We start from the raw sequence: 2,408 nt of genomic DNA on the forward strand, positions 1-2,408 counted from the left end.
CTCGTCGATCGCCGGTGTGTGGGGCAGTGGTGGCCAGGCCGCGTACGGTGCGGCCAATGCCCATCTGGACGCGCTGGTGGAGGACCGTCGTGCGCGGGGTCTGGCTGGTACGGCCGTTGCCTGGGGCCCCTGGGCCGAGAGCGGCATGGCGGCCGGAAGCGGAGGCGAGCAACTGGCGCGTCGCGGTCTGATCAGCATGGCGCCCGACCTGGCGATCGCCGCCTTGCAGGGCGCGATCGTGGGTGACGACGGTGTGGTGACGGTCGCGGACATGGACTGGGACCGGTTCGCCCCCGCCTTCACGATGGGGCGGCCGAGCCCGCTCATCGGCGAGCTGCCCGAGGTCGTATCCGCTCTGGAACAGGCCCGTGCCGCCGAAGAGAGCCACGCGGAGGCCGGATCGCGGTTGCGGGAACGGCTCTCCGCACTGGCCCCCGGTGAGCGGGAGCGCGCCGTGCTGGATCTGGTGCGCGGTCACGCGGCCGCGGTTCTCGGTTTCTCCGGAATGGAAGGCGTGGAGTCGGACCGCGCGTTCAAGGAATTGGGCTTTGACTCGCTCACGGCGGTAGAATTCCGCAACCGACTCAACGCGGATACCGGACTGCGACTGTCCACCACGCTGGTCTTCGATTATCCGAACTCAAGGGCACTCGCAGAACATGTGCGAGCGGGTGTCCTCCCCGACGAAGGGACATCCGCCACTCCGCTGATCGCGGATCTGGAACGACTTGAGGCAACACTCTCCACGACTGAGCCGGACAATGCCGAGCGGTCGGCCATCGCGACCCGACTCCAAGTGCTTCTCGCCAAGTTGAACGGCGGTGAAGCCGGAGCGGCGAACGCTGAAAGCGTCACCCAGCGACTTGACGCGGCATCCGATGACGATCTCTTCGACTTCATCGAAAATGAGCTCAGTTAAGTGCGGTCCCGGGGCACATCTCTCTCCGGCCCTTCCATTCTTCAGTCTTCTTTGACTCGTTATAGGCAAGGTTTCCATGGTGAACGAAGATAGGCTCCGGGACTATCTCAAGCGGGTGACGGCTGATCTGCACCAGGCGCGTCAACGCCTGCGTGAGCTGGAGGCAGGAGAGACCGACCCCATCGCGATCGTGGCGATGAGCTGCCGTTTTCCGGGTGGGGTGGGGAGCCCGGAGGACCTGTGGCAACTGGTGGCCGGCGGTAGCGACGCCATTTCCGACTTCCCGTCCAACCGTGGGTGGGACGTGGACGGGATGTATGACCCGGACCCCGACCACTCGGGCACCTTCTATTCCCGCGAGGGCGGTTTCCTGCACGATGCGGGCGAGTTCGACGCCGGCTTCTTCGGGATCTCGCCGCGTGAGGCGCTTGCCATGGACCCGCAGCAGCGGTTGCTGCTGGAGACCTCATGGGAGGCATTCGAGCGTGCGGGCATCGCTCCGGGGTCGGTGAAGGGCCGTCGGGGCGGTGTCTTCGTGGGTGCCTCGACTTCCGGTTACGGGGCGGACGTCGACGAATTCCCGGAGGAAATCGAAGGCCATTTGCTGACGGGCACGTCGGCTTCCGTCGTATCGGGCCGTATCGCGTACACCTTCGGTCTCGAAGGACCCGCGGTGACGGTGGACACGGCGTGTTCCTCTTCGCTGGTAGCGCTCCATCTCGCGGTACAGGCGCTGCGTCAGGGCGAATGTGACCTGGCGCTGGCCGGTGGTGTGACGGTGATGTCGACCCCGAGCGCCTTTGTGGAGTTCAGCCGTCAGCGCGGGCTGGCGCCCGATGGCCGGTGCAAGCCGTTCGCGGATGCCGCGGACGGCACCGGCTGGTCCGAGGGCGTCGGCATGCTGCTGGTGGAGCGGCTGTCGGACGCGCGGAAGAACGGCCACCCGGTGCTGGCCGTCGTGCGCGGCTCCGCCGTCAACCAGGACGGTGCGTCCAACGGTCTGACGGCGCCGAACGGTCCGTCACAGCAGCGGGTCATCCGGGACGCGCTGACAAGCGCCCGGCTGAAGCCGGCCGATGTGGACGTGGTGGAGGCCCACGGGACCGGTACGTCCCTGGGCGACCCGATCGAGGCGCAGGCGCTGCTCGCGACGTACGGCCAGGAGCGGCCGGAGGGGCGCCCGCTGTGGCTGGGCGCGCTGAAGTCCAACATCGGGCACACGCAGGCCGCCGCCGGTGTCGGCGGGATCATCAAGATGGTCATGGCGATGCGCCACGGAGTGTTGCCGCGGACGCTGCATGTGGATGAGCCGTCGCGGCAGGTGGACTGGTCGGCGGGTGAGGTGCGGCTGCTGACGGAGGCCACCGAGTGGCCCGAGACCGGTCAGCCGCGCCGGGCGGGAATCTCCGCCTTCGGTGTGAGCGGTACGAACGCGCACACCATCATCGAGCAGGCCCCGGTGTATGACCAGGCGGTGACGGACGAGGAC

2 protein-coding genes are annotated in these 2,408 nt (G+C 67.7%); both read left to right on the top strand.

Going from position 1 to position 2,408, the window contains the following annotated elements; all coding sequences use genetic code 11:
* A partial coding sequence (locus tag KN815_RS48085; RefSeq protein WP_216348066.1) for an acyl carrier protein occupies window positions 1-919 on the top strand: 919 nt, incomplete at its 5' end.
* Window positions 920-995: 76 nt separating this feature from the next.
* A partial coding sequence (locus tag KN815_RS48090) for a type I polyketide synthase (protein WP_216348067.1) occupies window positions 996-2,408 on the top strand: 1,413 nt, incomplete at its 3' end.

It is taken from the genome of Streptomyces niphimycinicus (assembly GCF_018883605.1).
Lineage (GTDB): Bacteria > Actinomycetota > Actinomycetes > Streptomycetales > Streptomycetaceae > Streptomyces > Streptomyces niphimycinicus.